At 73.7% G+C, this 24,789-nt stretch carries 22 protein-coding genes; 7 read left to right on the top strand and 15 right to left on the bottom strand.

Annotation, left to right across the window (positions count from 1 at the left end; all coding sequences use genetic code 11):
* Positions 1-336: 336 nt before the first annotated feature.
* The 7 genes from ACYVID_RS14020 to ACYVID_RS13990 form a co-directional block, all read right to left on the bottom strand.
* Positions 337-1,110 carry a ComF family protein gene (locus tag ACYVID_RS14020; RefSeq protein WP_460738047.1) on the bottom strand — a complete coding sequence of 258 codons (774 nt, stop codon included), beginning with the start codon at positions 1,108-1,110 and terminating at the stop codon, positions 337-339.
* A 100-nt stretch (positions 1,111-1,210) separates the two neighbouring features.
* Positions 1,211-3,010 carry an LpqB family beta-propeller domain-containing protein gene (locus ACYVID_RS14015; protein WP_460738045.1) on the bottom strand — a complete coding sequence of 600 codons (1,800 nt, stop codon included), beginning with the start codon at positions 3,008-3,010 and terminating at the stop codon, positions 1,211-1,213.
* Positions 3,007-4,605, bottom strand: coding sequence for an MtrAB system histidine kinase MtrB (gene mtrB / locus ACYVID_RS14010; RefSeq protein WP_460738043.1), 1,599 nt, complete (start codon positions 4,603-4,605; stop codon positions 3,007-3,009). Before mtrB ends, ACYVID_RS14015 begins: the two co-directional genes overlap by 4 nt.
* An 8-nt stretch (positions 4,606-4,613) precedes the next feature.
* Positions 4,614-5,336 carry an MtrAB system response regulator MtrA gene (mtrA, locus tag ACYVID_RS14005; RefSeq protein WP_460738041.1) on the bottom strand — a complete coding sequence of 241 codons (723 nt, stop codon included), beginning with the start codon at positions 5,334-5,336 and terminating at the stop codon, positions 4,614-4,616.
* 76 nt (positions 5,337-5,412) lie between these two features.
* Positions 5,413-6,864, bottom strand: a complete 1,452-nt coding sequence (gene ahcY / locus ACYVID_RS14000; protein ID WP_460738039.1) for an adenosylhomocysteinase — start codon at positions 6,862-6,864, stop codon at positions 5,413-5,415.
* 181 nt (positions 6,865-7,045) lie between these two features.
* Positions 7,046-7,993, bottom strand: coding sequence for a DUF808 domain-containing protein (locus tag ACYVID_RS13995; RefSeq protein ID WP_460738037.1), 948 nt, complete (start codon positions 7,991-7,993; stop codon positions 7,046-7,048).
* A gap of 17 nt (positions 7,994-8,010) precedes the next feature.
* Positions 8,011-9,174, bottom strand: coding sequence for an acyltransferase family protein (locus ACYVID_RS13990; RefSeq protein WP_460738035.1), 1,164 nt, complete (start codon positions 9,172-9,174; stop codon positions 8,011-8,013).
* 439 nt (positions 9,175-9,613) lie between these two features.
* On the opposite strand from ACYVID_RS13990, the gene ACYVID_RS13985 reads away from it, so the two are divergent.
* Positions 9,614-11,068, top strand: a complete 1,455-nt coding sequence (locus ACYVID_RS13985; RefSeq protein ID WP_460738033.1) for an HNH endonuclease signature motif containing protein — start codon at positions 9,614-9,616, stop codon at positions 11,066-11,068.
* A 339-nt stretch (positions 11,069-11,407) separates the two neighbouring features.
* Here the strand turns inward: ACYVID_RS13985 and ACYVID_RS13980 are convergent, their stop codons facing one another.
* Positions 11,408-11,992, bottom strand: a complete 585-nt coding sequence (locus ACYVID_RS13980) for a DUF4240 domain-containing protein (RefSeq protein ID WP_460738031.1) — start codon at positions 11,990-11,992, stop codon at positions 11,408-11,410.
* A 66-nt stretch (positions 11,993-12,058) separates the two neighbouring features.
* Between ACYVID_RS13980 and ACYVID_RS13975 the strand changes: the two genes are divergently transcribed.
* The gene (locus ACYVID_RS13975; protein WP_460738029.1) at positions 12,059-12,742 is read left to right on the top strand and encodes an AAA family ATPase; all 684 of its coding nucleotides are present in this window, start codon (positions 12,059-12,061) and stop codon (positions 12,740-12,742) included.
* On the opposite strand, the gene ACYVID_RS13970 is transcribed toward ACYVID_RS13975, so the two are convergent.
* From ACYVID_RS13970 to ACYVID_RS13955, 4 genes are read right to left on the bottom strand one after another with little or no spacing between them, the layout of a single operon-like run.
* Positions 12,739-13,767 carry an SIS domain-containing protein gene (locus ACYVID_RS13970; protein WP_460738027.1) on the bottom strand — a complete coding sequence of 343 codons (1,029 nt, stop codon included), beginning with the start codon at positions 13,765-13,767 and terminating at the stop codon, positions 12,739-12,741. The two genes, ACYVID_RS13975 and ACYVID_RS13970, sit on opposite strands and share 4 nt — an antisense overlap.
* Positions 13,764-13,943: a Trm112 family protein gene (locus tag ACYVID_RS13965; protein WP_460738025.1), complete on the bottom strand. Its 180-nt coding sequence runs from the start codon at positions 13,941-13,943 to the stop codon at positions 13,764-13,766. Before ACYVID_RS13965 ends, ACYVID_RS13970 begins: the two co-directional genes overlap by 4 nt.
* 5 nt (positions 13,944-13,948) lie before the next feature.
* Positions 13,949-15,355, bottom strand: a complete 1,407-nt coding sequence (locus ACYVID_RS13960; protein ID WP_460738023.1) for a phosphomannomutase/phosphoglucomutase — start codon at positions 15,353-15,355, stop codon at positions 13,949-13,951.
* A 9-nt stretch (positions 15,356-15,364) separates the two neighbouring features.
* On the bottom strand, positions 15,365-15,724 hold the full coding sequence (locus ACYVID_RS13955) for a DUF3499 domain-containing protein (protein WP_300639062.1): 360 nt from the start codon (positions 15,722-15,724) through the stop codon (positions 15,365-15,367).
* Between the two features lie 50 nt (positions 15,725-15,774).
* Between ACYVID_RS13955 and ACYVID_RS13950 the strand changes: the two genes are divergently transcribed.
* The gene (locus ACYVID_RS13950; protein WP_460738021.1) at positions 15,775-16,194 is read left to right on the top strand and encodes a metallopeptidase family protein; all 420 of its coding nucleotides are present in this window, start codon (positions 15,775-15,777) and stop codon (positions 16,192-16,194) included.
* On the opposite strand, the gene ACYVID_RS13945 is transcribed toward ACYVID_RS13950, so the two are convergent.
* The 3 genes from ACYVID_RS13945 to ACYVID_RS13935 all read right to left on the bottom strand — a co-directional run bounded on the left by ACYVID_RS13945 (position 16,170) and on the right by ACYVID_RS13935 (position 20,779).
* Positions 16,170-17,546: a DUF5719 family protein gene (locus ACYVID_RS13945; protein WP_460738019.1), complete on the bottom strand. Its 1,377-nt coding sequence runs from the start codon at positions 17,544-17,546 to the stop codon at positions 16,170-16,172. The genes ACYVID_RS13950 and ACYVID_RS13945 overlap by 25 nt on opposite strands.
* 8 nt (positions 17,547-17,554) lie before the next feature.
* A complete protein-coding gene (locus tag ACYVID_RS13940; protein ID WP_460738017.1) occupies positions 17,555-20,440 on the bottom strand; it encodes a glycosyltransferase in 2,886 nt (961 codons plus the stop codon).
* An 84-nt stretch (positions 20,441-20,524) separates the two neighbouring features.
* A complete protein-coding gene (locus tag ACYVID_RS13935; protein ID WP_300639050.1) occupies positions 20,525-20,779 on the bottom strand; it encodes a WhiB family transcriptional regulator in 255 nt (84 codons plus the stop codon).
* Positions 20,780-20,952: 173 nt separating this feature from the next.
* Here ACYVID_RS13935 and cofD point away from each other — a divergent pair, with 173 nt between their 5' ends.
* From cofD to ACYVID_RS13915, 4 genes are all read left to right on the top strand, one after another.
* Positions 20,953-21,966 carry a 2-phospho-L-lactate transferase gene (gene cofD / locus ACYVID_RS13930; protein WP_460738015.1) on the top strand — a complete coding sequence of 338 codons (1,014 nt, stop codon included), beginning with the start codon at positions 20,953-20,955 and terminating at the stop codon, positions 21,964-21,966.
* On the top strand, positions 21,963-22,955 hold the full coding sequence (gene cofE / locus ACYVID_RS13925) for a coenzyme F420-0:L-glutamate ligase (protein WP_460738013.1): 993 nt from the start codon (positions 21,963-21,965) through the stop codon (positions 22,953-22,955). The genes cofD and cofE overlap by 4 nt, the downstream gene beginning before the upstream one ends.
* A gap of 56 nt (positions 22,956-23,011) precedes the next feature.
* Positions 23,012-23,764: a DUF3105 domain-containing protein gene (locus ACYVID_RS13920; protein ID WP_460738011.1), complete on the top strand. Its 753-nt coding sequence runs from the start codon at positions 23,012-23,014 to the stop codon at positions 23,762-23,764.
* 378 nt (positions 23,765-24,142) lie between these two features.
* Entirely contained in the window at positions 24,143-24,619 is a 477-nt protein-coding gene (locus ACYVID_RS13915; protein WP_460738009.1) for an NUDIX hydrolase, read from the top strand.
* Positions 24,620-24,789: the final 170 nt, after the last annotated feature.

The following is a 24,789-nucleotide window of genomic DNA, read 5'->3' as shown; positions in this document are numbered from 1 at the left end:
GCCGTTGGTGTGGCAGGAGGAGTCCGTCCGGCCGACCTGGTCTTCGTCCCCACACTCGCCTGCTGGGGCTCTCGCAGCTTCTCTGCCACTACTGACCCTCTCCCGACGTCGGCCGCATGTGGCGGCCGGGCCGAGGCAGGACTTACGACTAAGCCGCACCGTGATCCCGCCCGAGGGCGGTTACGTGGACCGTTTCGCCTGCGACTGGCATCGGCTTGCCGCGGGGGCATCCGGACTGACCGGGGCGCCCCTACGACGCAACCACGGACCCGGACGGACTCCATGACGAGACGATAGGCGCAACGCCGGTGGTGCGGAAGGGACCTAGGTCGGCTTTCAGGAACTCCTCACCTGGGACCCCCCGGGCGGTCCGGTGCGGCGCCGGCCGGTGGCCCCCAGCGTGGCGGCCCCGAGGACCGGCAGGCCGACCGCCCGGAGCGCCCGGGACGCCTCAGCCAGCGTGGCCCCGGTGGTCACGACGTCGTCGCAGAGCACCACGCCGGCGATCTCCGGGGTCCGGCGCGAGAGCCGCCGCAACCGCTCCGGCCGCACCCTGAGGGAGCCGTCGAGGTTGGCCATCCGCTCCTCGGCCCCGAGCCCGGCCTGGTCCACCAGACCCGCGCGGGTGGTGAGCAGCGGCGCCACCACCACCGGTACGCCGCGGCGCCGGAGCGTGCGCGACGCGGCACGGACCAGCACGAGCGCGGCGTCCCTCCCCCGCGCGCGCACCGCGGACGGCCGCGAGGGGGCTGGTACGAGGAGGACGGGCCTGCCGCTGGGGACGTGGTCGCCCGCACCCGCGAGCGCCGCGAGCACCGACTCGGCCAGCAGCGCACCCAACGGCGCGGCGAGGGCCTGCTGCCCGTGCTCCTTGTGCGCGACGACCAGCTCCCGCAGCGCACCCTCGTAGGCAGCGCACGCCCAGGTCGGCGGCAGACCCTGAGGGCACGGGTCGGGGCGGGTCGGCCGCGCTGCACCGGGCGCCTCGTGCGCGAGGAGGGCCCGGCAGCCGGGGCACAGCACGCTGCCCCGGCGGCCGCACGCCGCGCACGAGCCGCCGAGGAGGAGGTCCCGGGCGGCGCAGAGGAGGGTCGGCGGGTCGGACGGCACGGACCCAGTCCAGCGGCCGCCGGTACGCCGCGGGGCGGTCGTCGGGCGCTCCTGGGGAGCGTGGCGTGCGACGGACGGCTGGGGAGACCTCGCGGCCCGATCAGCCCGCGTAGTCGAGGTAGCTGACTCCCTCGTCGAGGACCCGCGGGCCACGCACGGTGGCGTTGAGGTCGGCCAGGCCGGAGTCGGTGACGGCGTACACCCGCGCGCCGGGGACGGGCGAGCCGGCCAGGGCGGTGGCCCCCGACAGCGTCGTGGTGATGCCGTCCAGCCCGCCGGGCGAGCCGTCGACGCCGACGGTGACGACCTTGGCGGAGACGTCGGTGAGCCGGTTGAGGACGGCGAGGGTGGTGGTGGAGTTCCACGCGACGTCGCGGATCCGGCGGCTGGCGCCGTCCTCGATGGCCACGGCACGGGCCCGGGTCACCCCGGCGACCCCGCCCTCGGCGTCGGTGCGGATGCGCGCCACCCGCAACGAGTCGCCGCGGGGTCCGCGCACGACGACGACCAGCCGGCTGCCGTCGCGGGAGACCAGCAGCTCGCTGACCTGCTGACCCGAGACGCCCGGGACCTCCACCACGCCGCTGCGCTCCTCGCCGTACCACTGCACGACCGCGCCGAGGGGGGTCCGGTCGACGAGCCACAACCGGTCGTGGACGTCCCAGGCGGGGGGCAGGAGGTCGGTGCCCGTGGCCACGGTCGCCACGTCGGCGAGCCCGGGGTCCTCCCCGCCGTCGGTGGCGCCGGCGCCGGCGTCGCTCAGCGGGGCGAGGTAGGCGGTGGTGCCGCCGTCGGAGACCGCGGCGACCTGGTCGCTCGCCAGGTCCACCGAGACCGAGCGCAGGCCCAGCGGGACGCGGCCCAGCACGCCGTCCACCGGCTCCAGCGAGCCCGGGGTGCCGGCGACCAGCAGACCGTCGCGCAGGCCGTAGAGCAGGGAGTCGGACTGGAAGCCGACCGGGTCGAGCCGGTCGCCGGCCTGCACGGAGAACCGGGTGGCGCCCTGGGCGGTCCTGACGGCCCGGCCGTCGATGTCCAGGGTGAAGGCGTCGATGTCGGGGTCCTGCCGCAGCGTCCAGGCCAGCTGGGAGACCAGGAGCTCGGTGTCGGCCGGGGTGAAGGCACTCGCGTCGCCGGTCAGGGAGATCGCCGCGGTGCCGTCGGTCACCGGCACCGACAGGTCGACGCGCAGGCCCGAGGGCAGTTGGCTGGAGACCACGCCGCGCAGGCGGGGGCCGGGACCGCGCAGCAGGCCGGAGACCAGCGTCGAGGCGAAGGTGGAGTCGTCACCGACGAAGACCGGCTCGGGCACCAGCACCGTGCCCGTGGGGTCGGGGAAGTAGAGCGCGACCTGGCGGTAGCGCTGCTCGAACCAGGTCGTGGGCACCACGAGGGCGGGCGGCAGGTCGGCGATGCGGTACTCCCCCTCCTCCAGCACCAACCGGAACGCTAGCGAGTCCTCCTCGGCCGAGAGCGCCCCCAGCCAGGCCCCGCGGGCGTCGAGCCGGTCGGCGCCGCCCACGCGCAGCTCCACCCGCCCCGCGCCACCGGCGGGCGGCAGGGCGTCCTCGTAGACGATCGTGCCCTGGGGGTTCCAGGTGGTGCGGGCCTCGGAGGAGAGGAACTCCTTGGCGGTCGCGAGCTCGGTCGGCCAGGCCTGCATCGCGTCGAGGAAGCCCTTGACCACCTCGGGCGGGGACTGGCCGTCCTGGGGCGGGCGGGCGTCGATCGCCGCGGCACCGCCGGTGTCGGCTTCCCCGGCCGACTGGCGCTCCACCTCCACCACCGGGCCGGCGACGGGCAGCGAGACGCACCCGGCCAGGGCGAGCGCCAGCACCCCGGTCACCGCCCCGGCGCGCAGCGTGCGTGCGACCCGGCGCGACCTGAGCCCGGACCTCACACCGGCTCCACGACGTCGTCGGGGATGAGCGAGATCGGGCTGCGGCGCAGCGGGGTGCCGTTGCGCCGCGGGAGGGTCAGCCGGAACTGCGCACCCTCGCCCGGACGCCCCCAGGCCTGCAGCCAACCGCCGTGCAGGTGGGCGTCCTCGAGCGAGATCGACAGCCCGAGCCCCGTGCCGCCCGAGGTGCGGGCCCGGGCCGGGTCGGCGCGCCAGAACCGGTTGAAGACCATCGCCGACTCCCCCGGGGCCAGCCCCACGCCGTAGTCGCGCACGGCCACGGCCGCCGCGTGGTCGTCGCCGGCAACGCTCACCACGACGGTCGGCACGGCCCCCGGCGCCCGCGGACCGGCGTGGTCGATGGCGTTGGAGACCAGGTTGCGCACGACGCGCTCGATGCGGCGTACGTCGGCCTCCGCGAGGCACGGGTGGCCCGGCGAGCGCACGACCAGCGTGACCCCGCGCTGGTCGGCCAGCGGCCGGGTGCTGTCGACGACGCGGTGGGCGACGTCGACGAGGTTGACGTCGTCGACCTCGAGGACCGCTGCCCCCGCGTCGAAGCGGCTGATCTCCAGCAGGTCCGCGAGCAGGGTCTCGAAGCGGTCCAGCTCGATCTGCAGCAGCTCGGCCGAGCGCGCGGTGACGGGGTCGAAGGAGTCCTTGGCGTCGTGCAGGACGTCGCCGGCCATCCGGACCGTGGTGAGCGGCGTGCGCAGCTCGTGGGAGACGTCGGAGACGAAGCGTCGCTGGACCCGGCTCAGCTCCTCGAGCTGGCGGATCTGGCGCTGCAGGTTGGAGGCCATCTGGTTGAAGGAGGTGGCCAAACGGGCGAGGTCGTCCTCCCCGGAGACCTCCAGCCGCTCGGTGAGCCGCCCGGCGGCCAGCCGCTCGGCGACCCGGCGGGCCATCCGGATCGGGGTCACCACCTGCTGGGCGACCAGCCAGGTCACCCCGGCCACCAGCAGCAGCAGGAGCACCCCGGCGGTCAGCAGCGCCCGGGTGACCAGGGCCAGGGTGTCCTCGTCCTCGGAGGTCGGGAAGAGGAGGTAGAGGGTGTAGGTGCGTCCGTCGGCCGGCAGCGTGACCTGCGAGCCGACGGCGATCCCGGGCTCCTCCACCTTCGTCTCGCCGTCGGCGCCCAGACGGCGGATCGTGGTGTAGGTCCAGGAGGGCGGGGCGATGGTCGAGAAGTGCTCCACCAGCGAGGCCGGCACCGACTTCCGGTCCAGCCCGAAGGTGTACGTCGCGCCGCCGCTGCCCGGGTCGGAGGCGACGCCCCCGCTGCCGTCGGGGCCGGCGAGCACGACGGCGAAGTCGCGCGAGAGCCCGCGCTGGATGATCGGCTCGACCAGCGCGCGCTGCTGCTCGGCTGCGTCGACGTCGCTGAGGGTGGCCGACTCCAGCCGGGCCCGGGCGTCGCGGGTCTCGTTGGCCGCCTCGGCGACCACCGCGTCGACCCGGTCCTCGAGCAGCCCGTCGCGGGTCTGGCGCAGCAGGAACCAGCCGACGGCGCTGACCACGACGAAGGAGAGCACCAGCGTGCTGGCCACCACCCGCGCCTGGATGGAGCGGCGCCAGAAGGTGAGCGCGCCCACGCGGCTGCTCAGGCCGCGCCGGCCTTGTAGCCGACCCCGCGGACGGTCACCACGATCTCGGGGTTCTCCGGGTCGTGCTCGACCTTGGAGCGCAGCCGCTGCACGTGCACGTTGACCAAGCGGGTGTCGGCGGCGTGGCGGTAGCCCCAGACCTGCTCGAGCAGCACCTCGCGGCTGAAGACCTGCCAGGGCTTGCGGGCCAGGCACACCAGCAGGTCGAACTCCAGCGGGGTCAGGTTGACCGGGCGGCCCGAGCGGGTGACCTGGTGGCCGGCGACGTCGATGTGCACGTCACCGATGGAGAGGGTCTCGGCCTGCGCGGTGGCGTCGAAACGGCGTACGCGCGCCCGGATGCGGGCCACGAGCTCCTTGGGCTTGAACGGCTTCACGACGTAGTCGTCGGCGCCGGACTCCAGGCCCACCACCACGTCGACGGTGTCGCCCTTGGCGGTGAGCATGACGATCGGCACGCCGGACTCGGCCCGGATCTCCTTGCACACGTCGATGCCGTCGCGACCGGGCAGCATCAGGTCGAGCAGCACCACGTCGGGCTTGTAGTCGCGGAAGGCCTCGACGGCCTGGTCGCCCCGCAGGCACATGCGGGAGTCGAAGCCCTCCTGGCGCAGCACGATGGTGAGCATCTCCGCGAGCGAGGCGTCGTCGTCGACGACGAGGACACGACCCTTGGTCGTGTAGTCGTCCTGCGTCGCCGCGTCACCCATGGTCCCCATCTTGCCCCCTGCCCCTCAGCACGCGCGAACGGCGGCCCCGTCGAGCGGGGCCGCCGTGCGCGTGGTGTCGATCAGATCAGTAGCGGTACTCGTCGGACTTGTACGGCCCCTCGACCGCCACGCCGAGGTAGCCGGCCTGCTCGTCGGTGAGGGTGGTCAGCTTCACGCCGAGCGCGTCGAGGTGCAGGCGGGCCACCTCCTCGTCGAGGTGCTTGGGCAGCACGTAGACGCCGACCGGGTAGTCCTGCGGCTTCGTGAACAGCTCCACCTGGGCCAGCACCTGGTTGGTGAAGGAGTTCGACATGACGAACGACGGGTGGCCGGTGGCGTTGCCGAGGTTCATCAGGCGACCCTCGGACAGCACGATGATCTGGTTGCCCTCACCCTCGGGGAAGGTCCAGACGTCGACCTGCGGCTTGACGTTCTTGCGGACGATGCCGGGGTAGGTCTCCAGGCCGGCCATGTCGATCTCGTTGTCGAAGTGGCCGATGTTGCCCAGGATGGCGTTCTGCTTCATCCGGCGCATCTGGTCGACGGAGACGACGTTCTTGTTGCCGGTCGCGGTGATGACGATGTCGGCGGTCTCGATGACGTCGTCGAGCGTGGTGACCTGGTAGCCGTCCATCGCGGCCTGCAGCGCGCAGATGGGGTCGATCTCGGTGACCACGACGCGGGCACCCTGGCCGCGCAGCGACTCGGCCGAACCCTTGCCCACGTCGCCGTAGCCGCAGACGACCGCGATCTTGCCGCCCATGAGGACGTCGGTGGCGCGGTTGATGCCGTCGATCAGCGAGTGGCGGCAGCCGTACTTGTTGTCGAACTTCGACTTGGTGACCGAGTCGTTGACGTTGATGGCCGGGAAGAGCAGCGAGCCCTCGCGCATCATGTCGTAGAGGCGGAGCACACCGGTGGTGGTCTCCTCGGTGACGCCGATGATCTCGCGCGCGACGTTGGTCCAGCGCTCGTTGCTCTGGGCCAGGCTCTGCTGCAGGACCTCGAAGATGATCCGCTGCTCGGTGCTGGTGGCGGTGGCCGGGTCCGGCGCCTCGCCCTTCTTCTCGGCCTCGACACCCAGGTGGACGAGCAGGGTGGCGTCGCCACCGTCGTCGAGGATCATGTTGGCGTAGCGCTGGTTGCCGTCGGCGTCGGTGCCCCAGTCGAGGATCTGCTGGGTGCACCACCAGTACTCCTCCAGGGTCTCGCCCTTCCAGGCGAAGACCGGGACGCCGGCGGGCGCGTCGACGGTGCCCGTCGGGCCGACCGCGACGGCGGCCGCGGCGTGGTCCTGGGTGGAGAAGATGTTGCAGGAGGCCCAGCGGACCTCGGCGCCCAGGGCGGTCAGCGTCTCGATGAGCACCGCCGTCTGGATGGTCATGTGCAGCGAACCGGCGATGCGCGCGCCGGCGAGCGGCAACTCGTCGCCGTAGCGCTCGCGCATGGCCATCAGGCCGGGCATCTCGTGCTCGGCGAGCTCGATCTCGGTGCGGCCGTAGTCGGCCAGGGACAGGTCGGCGACCTTGAAGTCCATCAGGGTGTCTCCTCGCGAGGGGTGGAGCCAGGCCTGCGCCGCGCATCTGCGCACCGTCGGGATCTCCCGCGCAGTCCGACGTCCAGCGTAGGCGGCGGCTGGGGACGACGGGGAATCCTCACGGGTAGGGCCGCAGATGTCTGGAGCAGCACCCGTCTGCCCGGGCCCCGCGCGCGAGGGGTCAGTGGGCGGCGCGGCGCCGGGGCACCAGGTGCATCACGACGACCACCACGGCACCGACGACGATGCCGAGCACGGCGGAGAAGAACGTGTTGGTCACCCAGCCGAGGACCGCACCCAGGGCACCCGTGGCGTCGTGCACGGCCTCCTCGAGGTGGTGCACGGCGTCGTACGGCGCGGTGAGGCCGAGGTCGTAGGCACCGACCAGGATGATGTGGCCGCCCACCCAGAGCATGGCGACGGTGCCGACCAGCCCGATGACCGTCAGCACCCGCGGCATCGCGCGGACCATGCCCTCGCCGACGCGGCGGGCGGCGCGGCCGGAGCGCTGGGCCAGGGACAGCCCCACGTCGTCCATCTTCACGATCAGCGCGACCACGCCGTAGACGACGACGGTGATGAGCACGGCGACCACGACCATGATCGCGGCGCGGCTCCAGAAGCTCTCGCCGGCGACCTCGTCGAGCGCGATCACCATGATCTCCGCCGACAGGATCAGGTCGGTGCGGATGGCGCCGCTGATGAGGTTCTTCTCCGTCTCGGCAGGGTCGCCGGTGTCGACCGCGGCGTGCTCGTCGCCGTGGCCGTGACCGCCGCCGAGCTTCTCCCACACCTTCTCGGCGCCCTCGAAGCAGAGGTAGGCGCCGCCGATCATGAGGATGATCTTCAGCAGGGTCGGCAGGAACTCGCTGAGCAGCAGCGCCACCGGCAGGATGAGCAGCAGCTTGTTGCGGATCGAGCCGGTCGCGATCTTGCGGATGATCGGCAGCTCGCGCTCGGCCGCGACGCCCTGGACGTACTGCGGGGTCACCGCGGTGTCGTCGACGACGACGCCTGCCGCCTTGGCGCTGGCGCGCCCCGCGGCCGCCCCGACGTCGTCGACGGAGGACGCCGCCAGCTTCGCGAGCGTCGCGACGTCGTCGAGCAGTGCGAAGAGTCCACCGGCCACGGAGGTGAGCCTAGGGCCTACGGGACGTTCTGCGGCACCCGGCGCACCTGCTCCTCGACGTGCTCCTCGATCCGGTCGGAGAGCCGGTCGGCCTCGACCTTCGCCGTGGCCACCTCGAGCGCGTGGTCGACCTTCTTCTCCCCCCACCCCAGCGGGTCGACGGTGTGCTTGAGCACGCGCGCCACCGGCGGGCTGGCCAGCAGCAGCGCCACGCCCACCGACCCCACGGTGGTCACGAGCAGGCCCAGCCACTGCTGGTCACCGAAGAGGTCGCCGTACCCGGCGTACCCCAGGCCCTTCACGACGAAGCCGTGGAAGAGGTAGACCACCAGCGTGAAGGCGCCCATGGTCGTGAACCAGCCGCGGATGCGCGGCACCAGGGCCAGGAAGGCCCAGGCGCCCAGCGTGCCCAGCACGAGCAGGCAGGCGCGCGTGAGGAACGCCTGCCCGTCGCTCACGTCCAGCTCCTCGTAGCGGGCGCGGTAGTAGAGCCACTCGGTCGCGGCCCAGTCGTCGGTGCGGCGGGTGAGCCAGAAGATGGCGGCGAAGACCCCGAACGCCAGCACCTGCACCGCGCGGCCGCGCAGCAGCTCCAAGCGCTCCGGGGTCGCCTTGAGGCCCATCACGAAGAACGGCAGCAGGCCCAGGATGCGGGCGACGTCGAGGGTGTCGCCGGCGTACAGCCCGGCCACCAGCGAGATGCCGACCGCCAGCGCCAGACCGCCCCACAGGTCCTTGAAGACCGGGGTCAGCAGGCGCCAGAAGAACAGCGCCGAGAGGTACCACATCGGCCAGTGCGGGTCGCGCCAGAGGTTCTCCATCTCCTCGCCGCCCACGTGGATGCGGAACAGCGCGATCGCGGCCTCGAACAGGACGTACGGCACCGCGACCGTGCGCACCAGCTGCCACATCCGTGCGCGGGAGTAGGTCCAGCGCCGCGAGAGGTAGCCGGTGACGAAGACGAACGCCGGCACGTGCCAGGCGTAGAGGAAGTCGTAGAGGTGGTCGCGCGTCACGCTCTCGGGCAGTAGCACCCACGCGTGCCCGACGACGACCAGGGTCACCAGGGCCATCTTGGCGTTGTCGAACCACGGGTCGCGGGCCGCGGGCGCGGTCGCGGGGGTCGTCTCTGCAGCAGCGCCGGCAGGGGTGGAGTCGGCACGGGAGGTGGCGGTGGCCATGGGTTCCCTTGTTCCCGGGGCTCCCCACACCCGAAACGTGACGTAGGGCGGCGTGGCCGAGAGGCGTGCCAGTGCCGCTTACCGGTGGTCGAGCAGGCGAGCGTCAGCGCCGCTTTCCCGATGGTCGAGCAGGCGAGCGCCAGCGAGCCGTCGCCGAGACCCCGTACGCCGGTCGCCCTGCCCTGCCCCCGTGGTTGCTCCCTGGGTCGCCGTTGGTGGGTCGTGACGCGTTCGCGCCGCAGCAGGCCCTGGATTCAGTGAAGACGTGGTCGCCCTGGGTGCCACTTCAGCTTCTTGGTTGCGCTTGTCTGGGTGGTCGCCCTCCACTGGGGTGCTCGCTTCGGCTGGGCTTGGATCAGCCCTCCAGAAAGTCCACGAAAAGTGGATCTGACCTGGGGAAACACTGCCAATCGAACGCGTGTTCGACTATACTTTCACCATGTCCACCGGCTCCCTCCTCGACGCGATCCGCGCCGCCAAGCGGCGTGAGGACGACGCTGCGCGGGAGCTGCTGATCGGGGTCGCGGACTGGGCGGACCGTCACACCACCGGGGTCCTGATGCCGGACCTGTACGGCACCTACTCCCACCCCGACGAGGAGGCGTACGACGCCGCCGAGGCTGCGTGGATGTCCCGGTTCGGGATGCCCGGCGCGGACACCATGCTCGACCTCGCCGGCGCAGGTGCGCCGGAGGTCTCCGACTTCGCCGTCACCGAGCTGTCCACCGCCCTCGGGCGCACGCGGGAATCCGGGCGCCTGCTCGTAGGTGACGTGGTCGAGGCCAAGCACCGCCTCCCCCGTGTGTGGGCCCGACTCGTCGCCGGACAGGTCACCGCGTGGCGAGTACGCCGCTTGGCACAGGCCACGCGCGGGCTGTCCGCCGAAGCAGCGGGGTTCGTCGACGCCCAGGTCGCCCACGTCATCCACACCGCCGGACCCGTCGTCGTCGACCGTCTGGTCCTCGAGGCATCAGCGCGGTTCGACCCCGAATCGACCGAGGTCGTCGAGTGCGACACCCGCGCCAACCTCTACTTCGACCTCGACCTCGCATCCCCCGCTACCTCGGTCGGTGCGGCCTCCGCCGTCAGTGCCGACGGACTCCTCGACCGCGCCGACGCCGAGGACCTCGAAGCCGCGATCCGCCACATCGCCCACCAGCTGCTCCTCGACGGTTCCACCGACGACCTTGCGGTGCGCCGCGCCAAGGCCCTGGGCTACATCGCCCGCGGCCAAGACCTCCTCCCCACACCCGATGGTCGAGCAGCGAGCACCAGCGAGCGTCGTCGAGACCGCGCGACCGACACGCCCACCGGCCCCGGCAGCAACGCCCCCAACGCCCGCACCTCCGCTCGCCGGGTCGTGGTCCTCACCGTCCACCTCTCCGACGCCGCGCTGACCGGCGCACCCCAACTCGACCCTGTCACCGGCCGGCTCGGCCTCAACCTCGCCCGCCTCGACAACCACCACCAGCTCCTCACCGCCGACACCGTCCGCGAGTGGTGCGGCACACCCGGCACCCAGGTCATCGTCAAGCCCGTCATCGACCTCCACGACACCGTCGCCGTCGACTCCTACGAGGTCCCCGACCGCATCGCCACCCGTGTCAAGCTCGCACGCACCACCTGCACGTTCCCCCACTGCAACAGGCCCGCCGAGAAGACCGACCTCGACCACACCATCGAGTACGTCCCACCCGACCAAGGCGGCCCACCCGACCAAACCAGCACAGAGAACCTGGCGCCACTGTGCCGCCACGACCACCGCGCCAAGACCCACCCCTCACCAGCAGGCAGACCCTGGCGAGTCACAGGGCTGAGCCCAGGTCATTGGCTCTGGACCAGCCCCCACGGCCAGCACTACCTCGTCCACCCCGACGGCACCACCCCACTCTGAGCCCTACCGCCTGACCCCGCTCCCAGCCCGACCACCACCACCCGGCGGTCGGGCTACCAGTACGCGCGGAGCCGAGGTGAGCCCCTGTCGCCCGGTCCAGGCGCGCACCTGCCCCGCCACCGGTCGAGGCATCGGCCCGCCCACCGCCGGTCGAGGTACGAGCGAAACGAGCCACGAGACCCCGCCGACCCGCCCAGTTCTCACCGGTGGCGAGCGGTGGAGGACCGTGCTCACACCAGGCTCACCCTCTGTCTCCAGCTCGGCGATCGGGCTGGCGACGGCTCCGCTCGTGCCGTTCGGATCCGGTCGACCGGGAGCTCGGATGCCGGGCGTCGCGGATCAGGGCCGCACCGACTCCAGCGGCGTCAGCACCCCGGTCCGCCCGGTACCGCGAGCGTTGTCACGGTCGACGGCGACGGCGGCATGGCCCAGAGGCTCGCCGAGGCCGCACCCGCGCCCAGCGGCGGGGAGCGCTTCCAGCCGCTGCGGCTTCTTCCGCACCCACGCGGTGACTGCCTCGCCCTGCCCGACGAGCCAGGTGCGGTAGTCGGCCGAAAGGTCGTCTCCGAGACCCAGGCCGGGGAAGCACAGGTCGTCGGCGACCGGGCCGACACCGGAACGAGCCAGGCGGCGGTGCTCGCTCACCATGCTCTCGTGGAAGGCGACCACCTCGTCGTCCGGGAGGTCGGAGAGGAGCTCACGCAGCGCCCTGGCCTGGCGGCGGTCACCGTCCGAGGACACCTGGCACGCGGCGGTCATCAGATCCCAGAAGCGCTCGTCCTCCGCCGCGGCCCCCGGACCCCCGGACGCGACCCGCGCGCAGCGCTCTGGCGGCCCGTCGACGTCCGCGGTGGGCTCTTGGTCGTCGATCCCGCAGCCGGTCATGAAGACGGTGAGGACGAGGATCACAGCCAACGGACGCACAGGACCACGCTAGGTGAGCCGGAACTCCGTCGCGGCGGACGGGCCGCGGGTGGCAGGGTGCCGCAGGTGGACGGGACGAGCCGGGTGGTCTTCATGTGCGGGCCGTCCGGCGCGGGCAAGACGACGTACGCGCGGCGGCTCGAGGCCCAGGGCATGGTGCGGTTGTCCTTCGACGCCGGCATCTGGGCCCGCGGCATCACCGGTGGCGAGGTGCCCGAGGAGGTGCGCGAGGAGATCCGGACCGAGCTGCGAACCGAGCTCCGACGGCTCCTCGACGAGGGCCGGGACGTCGTCCTCGACTTCTCGTTCTGGTCGAGGGCGATGCGCGAGGAGTGGCGCGCGCTGCTCGCGGAGCACGGCGTCGTCCCCGAGACGGTCTACCTCGCCACCGACCGCGGCACCGTGCTCGCGCGCGTGGCGAGGCGGCGAGCCGACCACGCCGACGACTTCCCGGTCGACCTCGCGGTGGCAGCGTCGTACGTCGACCGGTTCCAGCCTCCGGTGCCGGAAGAGGGCCCGCTGGTGCTGGTCGTCGACGGCGAGGAGTTCCGGGTGACCCGGCGCAGCGCAGGCGTGTACGACTACGACTGGCTCACCCACCGGCACGGGGGCTACGGCTTCGGCTCGGCGACGAACGACCGGTCCGCCGAGAGCGGTGAGGGGCACGTGGCAGCGGTCCGCGACTTCCTCGCCGCGGTCGACCCACGGACCGGCTTCATGCGGGACGACCCCGACGACGAGGGGGGCTAGTCCTCGACCAACCCGAGCCGGAGGTACTCCGAGGCGTAGGTGCCCGAGAGCATGAGCGAGGCGTAGCGGGCGACCTCGGTGGGGGCATCGGAGCCGAGGGTCTCGACCCGGACCCCGCGCTCGGCGGCCGCGGCGAGCAGCCGGGTGCGGTGGGTGCGGACGGTGGCGTCCTCGGAGCCGTCGTCGAGCAGCACCAGCACCGGCCGAGGGCCGGTGGTGCCCTCGGCGAAGGGGTCGTCGAAGACGTCGCGGGGACGGGCGGCCTCGATGACGGGCAGCAGGTGCTCGGCGTCGCCGGCGATCGCGGTGCGGCCGGAGGCGCGGCGCACGGACTCCGCGACCCGGCGCGCGGCGCGGGCCGCGAGGACGGAGCCACCCCAGACGACGGGCGTGGCGTCGGCGAGCGCGATGGCGAGCATTTTGGCGGGGTTGACCGCGAGGTCCTTGCGCGGGCCGCAGTCCAGGGCGACCTGGTCGAGGGCGTCGGCGACCGAGTCCGGAGCGGCCTCGGGACCGAGCTGGACCCGGTGGAGGTAGGACAGCATGACGACCGCCGAGGCGAGCTGGTCGCGCGTGGTCGAGGGCAGGACCGTGGCGTAGCGGCCGACCGTGTGCTCCGCGACCAGCGAGCCCGGCGGGCACGACACCACGACCTGGCAGCCTCGGCGGACCGCCTCGGAGACCGCGGAGGCCGTGCCGGCGTCGGCGCCGTCGGGAGCGAGCACGACGACGAGGTCCAGGCTGCCCGCCCAGCCCGGCAGCGCCGGCCCCGGCCAGGCGACGAACGGCACCGGGCACCACGGCTCGAGGACGGCACGCAGCAGCCGCGAGTCCGGACCCGCGGCGATGACCGCGCGCGGCCGGTCCAGCTCGCGCGCCCGCTCGACGGCGCTGTCGGCCGCCTCGGCCGCGTCACCCACCTCGCGGCGCACGCGGGAGCCCGACTCCGCCAGGTGGCGCAGCCGCAGGTCCACGGTGCCCAGCGCCGACTCGTCGTCGAGCCGGGCCTCGTCGAACCAGGTCACGGCCGGCGGGCCTCGTCGACCAGCAGCACGGGGATGTCGTCGCGGACGGGGTAGGCCAGGCCGCACGTGCCCTGGCAGACCAGCTCGTCGGCGCCGTCGGGACCGGTGCCGGGCGCGAGGTCGCCGTGGCACTGGGGGCACACGATGATCTCCATCAGGGCCGGGTCGATGTTCATCGCGTTCACTGCTTCCCTCCACGGATCCTGGCCAGCACGCCATCGCGCACGGCCTCCATCGTCTCCTGGTCGCGCCCCTCGACGTTGAGCCGCAGCAGCGGCTCGGTGTTGGAGGGCCGCACGTTGAACGTCCAGTCCGGGTGGCTGACGCTCAGCCCGTCCAGCCGGTCGGTGGTGACGCCGTCCTGCCCGGCGTACTCCGCCTCCAGCGTGTCCATGACCGCAGCCTGGTCCGACACCTCGGAGTTGATCTCCCCCGACATCGGGTACCGCTCGTACGCCGCCAGCAGCTGCGACAGCGGCACGTCCGTGCCCGCGAGGGCCGCCAGGGCGTGCAGCGCGGCGAGCATGCCGGAGTCGGCGCGCCAGAAGTCCCGGAAGTAGAAGTGCCCCGAGTGCTCGCCGCCGAAGACCGCGTCGGTCTCGGCCATCCGGGCCTTGATGAAGGAGTGCCCGACCCGGGTGCGCACGGGGGTGCCGCCGAGCTCGGTGACCAGCTCGGGCACCGCGCGGGAGGTGATGAGGTTGTGGATGATCGTGGCGCCCGGCTCCTTGGCCAGCTCGCGCGCCGCGATCAGCGCGGTCAGCGTGGAGGGCGAGACCGCGCGGCCGCGCTCGTCGACGAGGAAGCAGCGGTCGGCGTCGCCGTCGAAGGCCAGCCCGACGTCTGCCTTCTCCTCGAGCACCCGGGCCTTGAGGTCGGTGAGCGTGGTCTCGTCGAGCGGGTTGGCCTCGTGGTTCGGGAAGCTGCCGTCGAGCTCGAAGTAGAGCGGCACCAGGTCGACCTGGTCGGTCCCCATCCGCCCGAAGACCGCCGGCGCCGTCCAGCCGGCCATGCCGTTGCCGGCGTCGGCCACGACCTTGAGCCGGCGCCCCGAGACCGGGGCCAGGGTGAGCAGGTGGGCGGCGTACGCCTCCAGCACGTCGTGCTCGCTGATCGAGCCCGCGGCCGGGGCGGGGACGAACCGCTCGGTGACCTCCCCGGAGGCGACCAGGTCGCGGATCTCGTGCAGGCCGGTGTCGGCGCCGACGGGGACGGCGTGCGCGCGGCACAGCTTGATCCCGTTGTACTGCGCGGGGTTGTGGCTGGCGGTGAACATCGCGCCCGGGTGCCCGAGGTGGCCGGAGGCGAAGTAGAGCTGGTCGGTGGAGGCCAGGCCGATCATGACGACGTCGGCACCGGCCTCGGAGGCGCCCGAGGCGAACGCGCCCGCCATGCCGGGCGAGCTGGCACGCATGTCGTGGCCCACCACGACCGTGCGGGCACCGAGCACCCGGACGTAGGCGCGACCGGTCGCGCGGGCGAGGTCCTCGTCGAGCTGGTCGGGGACGGTGCCGCGCACGTCGTAGGCCTTGAAGACGGCACGGAGGTTCGCAGCCCCCAGCGAGTCGGAGGTGCGGGTGTCGGCCATGCCCGAACCCTAGTGCTCGGTGGACAGCACGCGCAGATGACCCTTGCGACCGGTCTCGCGGCCGGTCTCCTCGGCCGGTGCCACCCGTCGGGGCGGCTGGGGCCGGCCGGCCTCGCGGACGGCGTCGGCCAGCGCGAGGAGGTCGTCGTTGCTCGGCCGCGGCGGCGCGGGCTGCGCCAGCCGCAGCACCTCCCAGCCGCGGGGTGCCGAGAGCCGCTCGCTGTGGGTCTCGCAGAGGTCGTAGGCGTGCGGCTCGGCGTACGTCGCCAGGGGGCCGAGCACGGCGGTCTGGTCGGCGTAGACGTAGGTCAGCGTCATCACCGCCGGGCGACCGCACGCGGTGCGGCTGCAACGACGGGCGGGACTCACGGCGCAGACGCTACCCGCCCGCACCGACGCCCGCGGATAGGCTCGCGGGCATGACTCGTGACCGTCGGGGCCGCGGCATGCGCGGACCCGCGGTGCTCACCGCGCAGCCGGGCCGCCCGGTCCGCCCGACGTCGCGCGAGCGCTTCGACCGCGTGGTCCTCGACGCCGTCGAGAGCGTCGAGGAGCGGTGGGCCGAGCGCCTCGGGCTGGTGGAGTACGCCGTCGAGGACGTGCCCCACGTGCCCGACGACTGGGACTCGCCGACCGTGCCGCTGTCCTCGCTCGTGCGCGCCACCGGCGACCAGCCGACCCGGCTGGTGCTCTTCCGCAGGCCCATCGAGCACCGGGCCTCGCGCCGCAGCGACCTCGAGGCCCTCGTGCTGACCGTCGTGGTCGAGCAGGTCGCCGAGCTCCTGGGCATCGACCCCTCCGACGTCGACCCGCGCTACTCCCCCGACGAGCCGGACTGACCGGGCACGACCAGCCCGGGCCGCACGTCGGGCACCAGCCCGACCCGCACCAGCTCGCGCAGCCCGACCACGGCCGCGCCCGCGCCGGAGCGCAGCCGCAGCACGCCCTGGACCGCCGTGCCCCGCGGCACGACCCGCAGCAGCGTCGCGCCGTCCGGCACCGGCACCTCGACCGCCAGGTCGGGCCCGACCTCGACGACCCGCTCGTCGACCTCGCGGCCGCGCTCGTCGAGCGCCAGGACCGTGACGGTGCCGAGCGCCTCCGCGCCACCGAGGACCAGCCGCGCCCCCGGCAGCGGGACCGGCACGAGCGTGGCCGTGACCACCGGCCCCTGGGGCACGACGGTGAGCAGGTCCCCGTCGACGCGGCCGCGGAAGCTCGCGGTCGTCGGCTGCGAGGAGACGACCTCGATCCCGAGCACGCCCTCGGCCACGTCCGAGCCGAGCACCCGGCTCAGCGAGAAGCGCCGCACGCTCTGCGGGTCGACCAGCACCTCCTCGAGCCCGGTGGGGGCGAAGGTCGACTCCGCAGTGACCAGGCGCAGCGAGACGCGGGCAGCGCTGTCGCTGGTGTTGGCGACGACGACGGCCGGTTCCTCGACGTCCACGGGCAGCCCGAGCAGCAGCTGGGAGGTCGCCGGCTCGCGCTGCCCGGCGAGGTACTCCTTGGTCGTCTCGCCCCGGCCCACCGGCACGAAGGAGTCGATCACCGTCGCGGCGAGGCGGCCGCGGTCGGTCGTGACCCGCAGCGTGAGCTCCTCGCGCTTGGGGATGGCCGAGCCGAGCTCGATGCGCGTGGTGGCACCACCGGCCACCGAGACCCCGCGCAGCTCGCCGCCGGCACCGACCGGCCCCGACTGGCCGAGCACGGTGATGGTGGCGGTCGCCGGGCCCTCGTCGGGGTTGTGCAGCTCCAGGACCGAGCGGTGCTCGGCGCCCGCACCGACCCCGGTGAACCACTGGTCGCTGCTGGTGGCCGGGCAGTCGACGGCGCGCAGCCCGGAGCCGCCGTACCGCTGGGCCACGAGGCCGGGGGCCGACGATCCGCTGCCGGCGACCTCGTCGGCGTCGTCGAGCCGGGTGGCCGCGCCGGGCACGAGCTCGACCTCGCGCTCCTCCTTGCCCACCAGCGCCGTGACCCGCCCCCCGGAACCCCCCGCGGCGTCGGAGGCGACCAGCACACCCCCGCCCTGGCCGGTCGGGCAGACCAGCGTCGCGCTCGTGAGCGCCACCTCCTGGGGAGCGCTGCCGGCAGGACCGTCCTCGATCCGGGTGTCGGTCAGCAGCGCGGCGCCGACGGTCAGCAGGGGGGCCACCACGGCGACGACCGCCAGGGCGCTCGGCCTTCCCACGGGTCTCCTCATCGACGCGCCCTCCCCCGGCTCGCGCGGCGGGTGGGCGCGCACTGCACCAGCGCGAGGACCAGCAGGCCCAGCTGGGCCAGCAGCAGCACCGGGCGCAGCCAGGAGCCGTCGCCCTCGAGCGCCTCGGCCTCCGGCTCGCGGGTGACCCGCCAGGCCCGGGTGTCGCGGTCCTCCGCGGACGCCTGCGCCAGGCCGGCCGTCGCGTCGAGCACCGCTGCGACGTCACCGTCGGCAGGGGCCGGGAGCACGACGTACTCCACCCCCAGCCCGGCGAGCCGGTCGGCCGCGCCCGCCGCGGCGTCGCTCACGAGCGCGCGGACCAGCTCGTCGAGCGCCGGGTCGGCGGGGCTGAGCGCCAGCACCTCGTCCTCTCCCACGGTCACCCCGTCGCCGCGGCGGACCACGTGCGCGATGCCGTCCTCGACCGACCCGGTGAGCACCAGGATGCCGCGCTCGGGCGCGGTCTCCGCGCTCTGCACCATGTACGCCGGGACGCCCGCCGGGTCCGTGGCCGCGAGCTCCTGCTCGCCCCCGGCGAACCAGCCCAGGCCCACGACCGGCACCACCGCCGCGGCCGCGGCCGTGACCGCGAGCCCGGCCCGCCACGCGCCGGTGCGACCACCGCCGCTGCGCCGCACCTCGACCGCACCCAGCGCACCCAGCACGGCCGCCGTGACCAGGCAGCCCTGCAGCGCCAGGACCAGCACCGACACCGACGCCGGCACCGACCCGCCGGCCAGGTCGAGGGTGACCCAGGACAGCCCCAGCGCGAGCAGGGCGGTGACCGCGGCGAGCAGCCACGCCAGCAGTACCGGCACGCGCGAGGGCCGCGGCAGCAGCGCGAGCAGCGCCAGCGCGACCAGCACCAGCCCGGTCCAGGCAGGGGCGCCCAGGCCGCCGAGCCGGCCGGTGAGGACCTCCAGGCCCGCGGGCGTCGCACCGGGCAACCGGCCGGCCCCGAGGAGCAGCGCCTCGCCGGCACCGTGCTGCAGTGCCGGGACCCACCACGGGAGCAGCAGTCCCACCGGCACGCCCACAGCGAGGACGGGCGGAACCCAGGCGGACCGGTCGCCGAGCACGGCCGGCGCCACCAGCCGTGCGGCACCCAGGCCGAGGCCGACGACCGCGACGGCCAGCAGCCAGGTCGTGGGCGCGAAGGCCACGACGAGCGCCAGCAGCACACCCGTGCGCCAGGCGGCCCGCCAGCGACGGTCCGGCTCGGGGTCGACGAAGCCGACCACGGCGTGCGCAAGCCACGGCAGCACCGCCGCGGCGACGACCACGCCGAGCCGGCCCTGGCCCCAGGCGCCGCTGGTGGCCGGGACCAGCGCGTAGGTCGTGGCGCCCCACAGCAGCACCCACCGCGGCAGGCCGCGCGGGGAGACCAGGCGCCCGAGCAGCCCGAGGAAGCGCCACGCACCCCAGAGGGCGAACGGCACCGCCAGCACGAGCAGCGCCGAGACCGTCGCTACCGCGGAGCCGCCGAGCAGCGTCCCGAGCAGCGCCAGCACCACGACGTACGCCGGAGCGGGGACCGCGGTGCCGACCCCGAGTGCGTGCCAGGACTCGAGGTGCAGCCGCCACCAGGCGCCGACACCGTCGGGCGCGGGCGAGAGCGCGCCGCCCGAGGCCGCACCGAGGCCGGCGCGGGCGCCCGCGAGGAGGAGCACCACGACCACGGCGAGCAGCACGGCGACGGGGTTGGTGAGGAAGCGGGCGACCCAGCCGGTGTCGGCCTCCGGGACGTCCTCGTCCTCGGCCGGGCGGCGCGCCGCGAACGACTCGGGGTCGCGCTCGGCGGCGGCGAGACGACGGCGCTCGGCGACGTCCGCGGCCTGGTTGCCGGCGGCCGCGACCAGGTCACCGACGGCGTCCAGGCCGTGGCGGTAGGGCAGCCACCAGGGCGCGAGCAGGCCGCGCACGGCCGGGGACGGGCTGCCGGTGCGGGCCCGGCGCTCGCGGCGGGCGGCCCGCACGACGCCCGGCCGCACGGCCAGGAGGGCGGCCAGCTCGTCGAGCGCCTCGCCCGGCGACCTCACGAGGAGGTAGCCGAGCACGCGCAGGAGGGTGCCGAGCACCAGCCGGACGACCAGCAGCGGCAGCAGGCGGGAGGAGGTGTTGGCCAGCAGCGTGTACAGCGCGCCGCGGCGCTCGTGGAAGTGGGTGTGCCGCCCGGTCAGCGCCGTGCGGCGCACGCCGCGGTGGGCGGCCTCGGCGTGGAAGACCACGGCCTGCGGGACGACCAGGGTCGTGCGACCGGCCGCGGCCGCCCGCCACCCGAGGTCGAGGTCGTTGCCGAAGAGCGGCAGCCGGTCGTCGAAGCCGCCCAGCTCCTCGAGGACCGCACGGCGCACGAGGAGCCCGGCGGAGTGCACGGCCAGCACCCGGCGTACGTCGTCGTGCTGGCCCTGGTCGTACTCCCCGCGCTCCAGACCGGTCTCCCGGCGACCGGTCGCGGAGATCGTGACGCCGACCTCGAGCAGTCGGCGCAGCGAGGGCCACTCACGCAGCTTGGGCCCGAGGAGGTCGGCCTCGGGGTGCTCACGCGCGGCGGCCAGCAGCCGCTCCAGCGCATCGGGGGCCGGGGTGGCGTCGTCGTGCAGGATCCACAGCCACTCCACGTCGCCCGCCTCCGCGGCCGCGACCCGGACGGCCTCGGGGAAGCCGGTGCCCGACGGCAGCGACCGCACGGCGCCGAAGGAGCGCTCCAGCAGGTCGGGTCCCTCGTCGCGGCTGCCGGTGTCGACGCAGACCACGTGGTCGGGGGCGTGGGTCTGGCTGCGCAGCCCCTCGACCACGACGGGCAGCCAGCGGGCTCCGTCGTGGCTGACGAGGAGGACGGCGACCGAACCCGGTCGTGCCTCCGGCACCGACCCGGACACGGTCCACCACCCTAGATGCGAGCAAAAATGCGAGCGGCCCCGGTCCAGGACCGGGGCCATGCTCGGATCAGCGGCGGGCTCTGCTCAGACGGCGCGCTTCTTCAGCTTGCGGCGCTCCCTCTCGGAGAGACCACCCCAGATGCCGAAGCGCTCGTCGTTGCTCAGCGCGGACTCCAGGCAGTCCTGGCGCACCTCGCAGGTGAGGCAGACCTTCTTGGCCTCCCTCGTGGATCCACCCTTCTCGGGGAAGAACGCCTCGGGGTCGGTCTGGGCGCACAGCGCGCGCTCCTGCCAGGACCCCTCCTCGCTCTCCGCCTCCAGGAGAAACAGCTCTCTCACGGCATCCAACCTCTCGACCCTGTGCGTCCTCGTCCGGCACCGAAGAACACTTGTGGAATTACATGCCTGTCGTAGCACGGACGTCAAGCGGAAGTCTGGTATTGGTCCAGCGCACCCACCCGGCGGGGTGGGCAGGGCGCGGAGCACGTGGCAGGCTGCGGCAGAGTGGGCGCATGCGCGCACTGACTGTCCTCTCCGGCGGCATGGGCGGCGCCCGCTTCCTGCAGGGGCTGCTGCACGGCGTCCGCGAGGGGCTGCTGCCCGGTGTCGACCGCGATGCCGTGGTCACGGTCGTCGCCAACACCGCCGACGACATCTGGGTCCACGGGCTCAAGGTCTGCCCCGACCTCGACACCGTGATGTACACCCTCGGCGAGGGCATCGATCCCGAGCGCGGCTGGGGTCGGCGCGAGGAGACCTGGTCGGTGAAGGAGGAGCTGGCGGCGTACGGCGTGGAGCCGACGTGGTTCGGGCTCGGCGACCGCGACGTAGCGACCCACCTGGTCCGCACCCAGATGCTCGAGGCCGGCTACCCCCTCTCCGCGATCACCACGGCGCTGTGCCGGCGGTGGCTGGAGCCGACCCTCGGCGAGGGGCTGCGGCTGCTGCCGATGACCGACGACCGGGTCGAGACCCACGTGGTCGTCGCCGACCCCGACGAGCCGAGCGGGCGGCGCGCGATCCACTTCCAGGAGTACTGGGTGCGCCTGCGCGCCTCGGTGCCCGCCGAGACCGTCGTCGTCGTGGGCCTGGACCAGAGCACGCCCGGTCCCGGTGTGCTGGAGGCCATCGGCGAGGCCGACCTGGTGGTGCTGCCGCCGTCGAACCCCGTCGTCTCGGTCGGCACCATCCTCGGGGTGCCGGGCATCCGCGACGCCCTGCGCGCCACGGCCGCCCCGGTCGTCGGCCTCTCCCCCATCGTCGGCGGCACGCACGTGCGCGGCATGGCCGAGCAGATGCTGCGCTCGATCGGTGTGGAGGTCAGCGCCCGCGGCGTGGGCCTGCACTACGGCGCCCGCTCGGCCGCGGGCGTGCTCGACGGCTGGCTGGTGGACTCCCGCGACGCCGACGCGCTGCCCGCGCTGCACGAGGCCGGCCTGGCGGGGACCGCGGTGCCGCTGATGATGAGCGACCCGGCCGCGACCGCGGCGATGGCCGCGGCCGCGGTCGACCTGGTCACCCGGTGAGCGGGCGGCTCAGCGTCCTCGCCCCGGACGGCGTCGCCGAGGTCACCGAGGGCACCGACCTGGCCGCGCTGCTGCTCGGGGCGCTCGACGCCCTCGGCGAGCCGCTGGCCGACGGCGACGTCGTCGTCGTCACCAGCAAGGTGGTGAGCAAGGCCGAGGGCCGCACCCGTCCCGGTGACCGGGAGGCCGCGCTGGCGGAGGAGCTGTCCGCGCCCGGGGCACGCGTGGTGGCGCGCCGCGGCCCGACCACGATCGCGCGGACCCGGCACGGGCTGACGATGGCCGCTGCCGGCATCGACGCCTCGAACGTCGCGCTCGGCACCGTGGTGCTGCTGCCGCTGGACCCCGATGCCTCGGCCCGAGCGCTGCGTCGGCGGCTGCACGACCTGACGGGACTGCGGCTGGGCGTCGTCGTCACCGACACCGCCGGGCGCGCCTGGCGCGAGGGCCAGACCGACATCGCGGTCGGCGCCGCCGGGCTGCTGGTCGCCGAGGACTTCGCCGGGCGGGTCGACGCGCACGGCAACGAGCTGGCCGTCACCGCGCCCGCGGTCGCGGACGAGATCGCCGGGGCGGTCGAGCTGGCCCAGGGCAAGCTCGGCGGGCGCCCCTTCGGCGTGGTGCGCGGAAGGGCCGACCTGGTGCTCGGCGTGGACGACGACGGCCCCGGCGCGCATGCCCTGGTGCGGCCCGAGGGAGGGGACCTCTTCGGGTACGGCGCCCGCGAGGCCGTCGTGCGGGCCCTGCTCGGGGACCCGAGCGACCGGGCGCCCTTCGGGGCACCGGCCTCCGCCGACGAGCTGGCCGAGGCCGTGCGCCGGGTGACCACGCTAGCCGGCACCGCCGCCGGGGACGGCCTGGCCGTCGTCGTACCCCTCGAGCAGGAGGGGGCGGTCGCCGCGCTGGCCTTCGCCCACGGCTGGGAGGTCGAGTCACGACTTCGTGTCGAACCCGACGTCGAGGTCCGGTTGCGCCCCGCCACTCCGTAGACTCCCCGCGACACGCCCGCCAGGGGCACCACCCGATCGACGAGGACAGCCGAACCGTGGCCAAGCCCGCCAAGTCCGACCGCCAGGCGAAGATCGACCAGATCCGCAAGCAGCAGAAGGGCGCCGACGCCCGGCGCAACGTCGCCATCATCGGCACCTGCGCGGTCATCGCCCTCCTCATCATCGGTGCCGCGGCGTTCCGTCCGATCAAGGACTGGTGGGACCAGCGCGGCTTCGAGGACACCGAGCTCGCCGCGATCGGCGCGCCCGCGTCGGTCTGTGCCGAGCCGATCACCGAGTCCGCCGAGGGCAGCGGCCAGCACGTCCCCGAGGACCAGCAGGTCACCTACGACGCCTCCCCGCCGGCCTTCGGCCCGCACTGGAACGTCCTGGGCCTGGCTCCGGTCCCGATCGGTCGCGAGTTCTACACCCCCGAGGACCGCCCCGAGCTCGAGCAGCTGCTGCACAACCTCGAGCACGGCTTCACCGTCATGTGGTACGACGAGTCGCTGACCGACGACTCCGAGGCGATGGCCGAGCTGCGCGCCATCTCGCGCAAGTTCTCCGACACCACCGACCGCCGCAACGCCTTCATCGTCGCGCCGTGGACCTCCGAGGACGGCGAGCCCTTCCCCGACGACCAGGAGATCGCGCTCACCCACTGGTCGGCCGGCGGCGTCGGCGAGACCGACCCGACCAAGCAGGTCGGCGTGTGGCAGTACTGCTCCGAGCCCAGCGGCGAGGCCGTCGAGACCTTCGTGCGCGACTACCCGCAGCAGGACAGCCCGGAGCCCTCGGTCGCCCTCTGAGCCGGTCCGGGCCTAGTCCCGCGAGGCGCTCGAGCCTTGCTCGTGGCCAGACGCTCGTACCGGCATCTCGCGGGCCCGCGCGAGCAGGTGTCCCGCCGCGACGACCGTGGGTCATCGCCGGTACGACCGTCTGGGTACGGCGCTGTGACGCCTCGACCTGCGCCTCCGTGGCCAGGCTGCGGACCTCGTCCCAGGTGGGCTGGAGGGCCCTGTTCGGCACCTGGTGCCGGGGAGGACCTCCAAATGCTCACGTCAGGCCGCCTGGCGTCTCGTCGGCGGCAGGGGGTGAGCGTCACCGCGGCAGAAGCGTGCATCTTCGAGGGCACGCTGATGTCCCTCCGACCGGTGCTCGCGCTGGAGGTTACTTAGGATCGGCGCATGGTCATTCGTGATGTCGGCTACGTCGAGGGTTTGAGGGAGCACATCGGCCACGCTCCCGTGATCATGACGTGTGCCGGATGCGCTGTACTCGACGAATCAGGTCGTGTGCTGATGCAGCGGCGCGGTGACGCCCAAGGTCCTTGGGGTCTGCCCGGCGGTGCGATGGAACTGGGCGAGACCGTGGAAGAGACCGCCGTGCGTGAAACGCGTGAGGAGACCGGACTCGACGTACGTCCGAACGAACTCCTGGGCGTCTACACGGGACCACTCCACACCTACGCCAACGGCGACGTCGTACAGGCGGTCGTGGTGGTGCTCACGGCCACACAGGTCGGAGGCAGGCTCTCAGTCGACGGGACAGAGACAATCGACCTGGGGTGGTACGCACTAGACGACCTTCCCAGACCGATCTTCGGCCCGCATGAGCCCATGCTCCGGGATCTGCAACAGGGATCTCGGGGTCGCTGGGTCTGAATGCAGAAGCCGTACCGCTCATCGGCATTCCGCCTACCTGTCCGCGGCAGATCCGGATGTTCAACGAAGGGCGTAGAACCAACTTCCCTCGAAGTCGCGGGCGACTGTTTCCTCTGACTGCACGGTCACTCCGCTGACGTCGTGGGCAGGGAAGCCGTGACGCTCCGCGA

Source organism: Nocardioides ginkgobilobae (genome assembly GCF_054781275.1).
Note: the sequence above shows the minus strand (reverse complement) of the source record. Positions and strands in the feature narration are given on the sequence as shown.